At 73.9% G+C, this 4842-nt stretch carries 2 protein-coding genes; both read left to right on the top strand.

All coding sequences use genetic code 11. The features are described 5' to 3' along the window. Window positions 1–2557 (top strand): FAD/NAD(P)-binding protein (locus tag FM110_RS07020; protein WP_327230529.1); only part of this gene is annotated, 2557 nt, incomplete at its 5' end. A 194-nt stretch (window positions 2558–2751) separates the two neighbouring features. Continuing rightward, a partial coding sequence (locus tag FM110_RS07015) for a PhoX family protein (protein ID WP_143276303.1) occupies window positions 2752–4842 on the top strand: 2091 nt, incomplete at its 3' end.

Genomic DNA, 4842 nt, shown 5'->3' with positions numbered 1-4842 from the left:
CCCCCGAGACCACCGCCCGCAGGACCCCCAGCGGTCCCTGCCGCCCGCCCGCCTTGTCATCATCGGCGCAGGTCCGCGGGCGATCGGGGTGCTCGAGCGCTTCGCCGCGAGCGCTGCCGAGCTGCGCGGTCGAGAGGTCGAGATCGACCTCGTGGACCCGTGCATGCCCGGTGCGGGCCGGATCTGGAGCACCGACGAGAGCCCCCTGCTGCTCATGAACTCCCGCGCCCGGGATGTGACCGTGTTCACGGACGACTCCGTCGTGATGGACGGTCCGGTCGTGCCGGGTCCGACGCTCGCGGAGTGGGCCGAGGAGATCCGCTCGGGCCACCGCGCGGCCCCCACCGCCTCCACCTCTCTGCGGGCCGAGATCGACGAGATGGGGGCGGACGCGTTCGCGAGCCGCCGCGTCCAGGCGCTGTACCTCGAGTGGTTCTTCGGCCACGTGCTCGCGGCGCTGCCGACCACCGTCCGCGTGCACCTGCACCGGGAGGAGGCCGTCGCGCTGCGGCGCGTCGACGCCTCGAGCTGGCGGGTGCGCCTGGCCGGGGGCGCCGAGCTTCCGGCGGACGCGGTGCTGCTCGCGCTCGGCCACACCGACGCCCTGCCCGGCGCCGCGGACCGCGCGAACGCGGAGTTCGCGCGGCGCCACGGCGGCGCCTGGATCGGCCCCTCCCAGGCCCGGGACGCCGACCTCGACAGCCTGCCCGCGGGCGAGGACGTGATCGTGCGGGGCATGGGCCTGGCGTTCATCGACCTCATGGCGCTGCTGACCGAGGGCCGCGGCGGCCGCTTCGAGCCCGACCCGCGCGACGGCGAGCCCGGGCGGCTCGTCTACGTGCCCTCGGGTCGCGAGCCGCGGCTGTGGGTCGGCTCGCGGCGCGGCGTCCCCTTCCACTCCAAGGTGCGGGGCGAGTCCGAGCCGGCCGGTCCGCGCGACCTCGTGCACGTCACCGCGCAGGCCCTCGACGCGCGCGAGGACGCCACCGGGCACCTCGACTACGCGCGCGACGTGCTGCCGCTCATCGCCTCCGAGATCGCGCGCGCCGTTCCCGAGCTCGCCGTCGATCCCGCGGTCGATCCCGCCGCCGCGTGGCTCGACGACCCGCTGCGCGACCTCGTCCGCGCGAGCGCCCCGGACACAGCGCCGGACGCAGCATCGGACACTGGGCCGGACACTGAACCGGACGACGTCGACCGTCGCCGCGCGCTCGACACCGTGCGGGATGAGGTCGTCTCGCACGTCGAGGCCGACCTCGCCGCGCGCGCCGTGGGCCCCGCGACCGCCGAGCGCGCCCTGTTCCAGACCCTCCTGCGCATCCACGGCGTCCTCGCCGAGCACCTGCCGAGCTCGCGCCTGACCGAGGACTCGCGGCATCGCGATGCGGGACGCTGGTTCTCGCTCTTCTCCTTCGTGGACTCGGGGCCGCCGCCGCACCGTCTGCAGCAGCTCCTCGCGCTCGAGCGCGCCGGCGTCGTCCGCTTCCTCGGTCCCCGCGTGCGTGTGACGACCGACGAGCGCACGGGGCGGTTCGTCGCGCGCGGCGGGGCCGGCACGGTGGTCGCGGCCCGCGCCCTCGTCGACGCGTTCCTCCCGGCGGCCGCGCTCGCGACCTCGGCGTCGGAGCTCCTGCGCTCCCTCGTCGGCGACGAGCCGATCGGCGTCGAGTCCGCGAGCAGCCCGGGACGCCTCGCGGTCGACGACTCCCTGCGGGTGCTCGGTCCCGACGGCGCGCCGCACGAGGGCCTGTGGGCCGTGGGCCCCGGCACCTCCGAGCTGCAGGTGGGCGCGTTCGCGCGACCGCGCACCAACGCGCCCTCGTTCCGACGCAACGACGCCCTGGCCCGCGCCCTCGCCTGCACGCTCGCCGACGTCGGCACGCCCCACGCGCCCCGGCGAGGACGGACCGGGACCCCCGTGCTCGGGATCCTCGGCACGGGCAAGCTCGGGACCGCGCTCGCCCGCACCGCCCTGCGCCGCGGCTTCCACGTGGAGGTGGGCTCCCGGCTGCCCGACGACCTCGTGCGCACCGCGCTCCCCGGCGCCCGCCGCGACGAGATCGCGCGGCTCGCGGACCGGGCCGACGCCGTGATCCTCGCCCTGCCGCTCCACGCCGCCCTGCAGCTCGACCCGGACGACCTCGCAGGGGCGGTCGTGATCGACGCGACCAACGCGTGGGGGAGCGCGGACGAGGACGCGCTCGCCGCCGCCCGTCGCCGCGCGGCCGAGGGCCCCCGGTCCGGGGCGCCGGGCACCTCGACGAGCGAGCTGCTCGCCGCGCATCTGCGGCGCAGCGCCGTGGTCAAGTCCCTCAACCACCTGGGCTACCACGACATCGAGGAGCTGGGGGTGACGGGGCGCGCGGTCGCGCTCGCGGGCGACGACCCGGCTGCGCGGGCGACCGTCGCCGCGGTGCTCGCGCGGCTCGGCGCCGATCCCGTGGACCTCGGGCCGCTCGCCCGGGGCATCGACCTCGAGCCGGGCGCGGCGCTGTTCGACGGCTGGACCACGCGCGCGCAGCTCGCGCACCGGCGGTCGGAGCGCGTCGCGGCCTGACCTGCGGCGGCCCTCTCGACCCGGACGCGTCACGTCGCGTTCACCCGCGCGTGCGGGAGGCGTCACGGGGCTCGGGAATGCTCTGCGGGACATCGCCCCGCCCCGCGTCATCGTCGCCTCCTCACCCCAGGCCCCTGGGGCCGTCATCGGCGTCGCATCGTCCGGAGCACCCGCCCACCCCGGAAGGCCTCGCCATGCCCCTGCATTTGCCCCTGCTCATGAAGGACCACGTCGCCGGCAAGCGCTCGGCCGTCACCTGCGCGCTCAAGTGCGGCAACCAGTGCCTCAGCGAGACGTGCAACACCACGTCCAACGGGTACTTCCGCGACATCGTCTCCTCGACCCTCTCGCGCCGCGCCCTCCTCGGCGGCGCCGCCGCAGGCGCCGTGGCGATCGGCGTGGCGGGCACCACCGGTGCGACCGAGGCGCAGGCCGCGCCGACGCTCGGCCCCGTCCCCGCGGAGGCCGCGGACGGCTCGCCGCTCGAGTTCACGGCGATCGAGCCGGTCAAGTACACGGTCGACGAGCTCACCGTCCCCGAGGGCTTCGCCTGGCACCCGATCATCACGTGGGGCGACAAGCTGTTCTCCGACGCCCCCGACTTCGACTGGGAGCACCAGACGCCCGAGGCGCAGAAGGTGCAGTTCGGCTACAACAACGACTACACGGAGATCCAGGAGATCCCCGGCAGCGACGGCCTGCGCGCCGTCATGTTCGTCAACCACGAGTACACGAACGAGAACATCATGCTGCCGACCACGACGTCCCCCGAGGACATCGCCAGGATCGGCCTGGCCGCCCACGGCCTCACCGTCGTCGAGCTCGAGCGCACCAGCCGCGAGCAGCCCTATACGTACGTGATCGACGGCGAGCTCAACCGCCGCATCGTCGAGGACACCCCCTACGCCTTCACCGGCCCCGCCGCGGGCTCGGAGCTGCTGAGGACCAAGGACGACCCGGCCGGGACCACCCCGCTGGGCACCTTCGGCAACTGCTCGGGCGGCCTGACCCCGTGGGGCACCCTGCTCTCCGGCGAGGAGAACTTCCACAGCTACTTCCGGGCCCCCGGCACCTCGGCCGAGGACAAGCGCTACGGCCTGGCCGACAAGGCCACCGCCCGCGGCTGGGAGAACGTCGACCCCCGCTTCGACACCCGCACCGCCGGCTACGAGAACGAGGCCAACCGCTTCGGCTGGATCGTCGAGGTGGACCCGTGGGACCCGCAGTCCACGCCCCGCAAGCACACGTCGCTGGGCCGCTTCAAGCACGAGGGCGCCAACGTCATCATCGCCGAGAACGGCAAGGCCGTCGCCTACTCCGGCGACGACGAGAAGTTCGACTACCTGTACAAGTTCGTCTCCCGCGACACCTACATCGAGGGCGACAAGAAGCACAACATGACGCTGCTGGAGAACGGCGACCTGTACGTCGCCAAGTTCACCGGGAACTCCCCGGCCGCCGAGATCGACGGCACCGGCACGGTCCCCTCGGACGGCTCGTTCGACGGCACCGGCGAGTGGATCCCGCTCATCGTCGGAGGCGAGTCCCAGGTCGCGGGCATGAGCGTCGAGCAGGTGCTCGTGCGCACCCGTCTCGCGGCCGACAAGGTGGGCCCCACCAAGATGGACCGCTGCGAGGATGTCGAGCCGTCGCTGAAGTCCCGCAAGGTGTACGTGGCCTGCACGAACAACTCCGACCGCGGCAAGACCGGCAAGGCCGCCGCCGACGAGGCCAACCCGCGCACCGAGAACCGCGACGGCCACGTGATCGAGATCGACGAGCAGGGCGACCAGACGTCGACCGCGTTCGCGTGGAACCTGCTGCTGGTCTGCGGCGACCCCAAGACCGACACGACCTACTTCAGCGGCTTCCCCACCGACAAGGTCTCGCCGATCTCCTGCCCCGACAACCTCGCGTTCGACTCCGTGGGCAACCTGTGGATCTCGACCGACGGCGCGCCCGACGGCATCGGCTACAACGACGGCCTGTTCCGCGTGACCCTCGACGGCGCCGAGCGCGGCCGCGTCGAGCAGTTCCTGTCCGTCCCCGTCGACGCCGAGACCTGCGGCCCGATCGTCCGCGACCAGGACAAGTCGGCCTTCGTGTCGGTCCAGCATCCGGGCGAGGACGGCACCTACGACGCCCCCACCTCGATGTTCCCCGAGTTCGGAGCGGGCCGCGGTCCGAAGCCGACCGTGGTGCAGGTGCTGCCGATCGCCCAGGACTCGGGCAACGGGTCCGGCAAGGGCAACGGCAAAGGCAAGGGGCATGACAAGGGCCGCGGC

Source organism: Brachybacterium nesterenkovii (assembly GCF_900163655.1).
GTDB classification, from domain to species: domain Bacteria; phylum Actinomycetota; class Actinomycetes; order Actinomycetales; family Dermabacteraceae; genus Brachybacterium; species Brachybacterium nesterenkovii.
The sequence above is the reverse complement of the archived record's forward strand: the minus strand, read 5'-3'. Positions and strand labels throughout refer to the sequence as shown.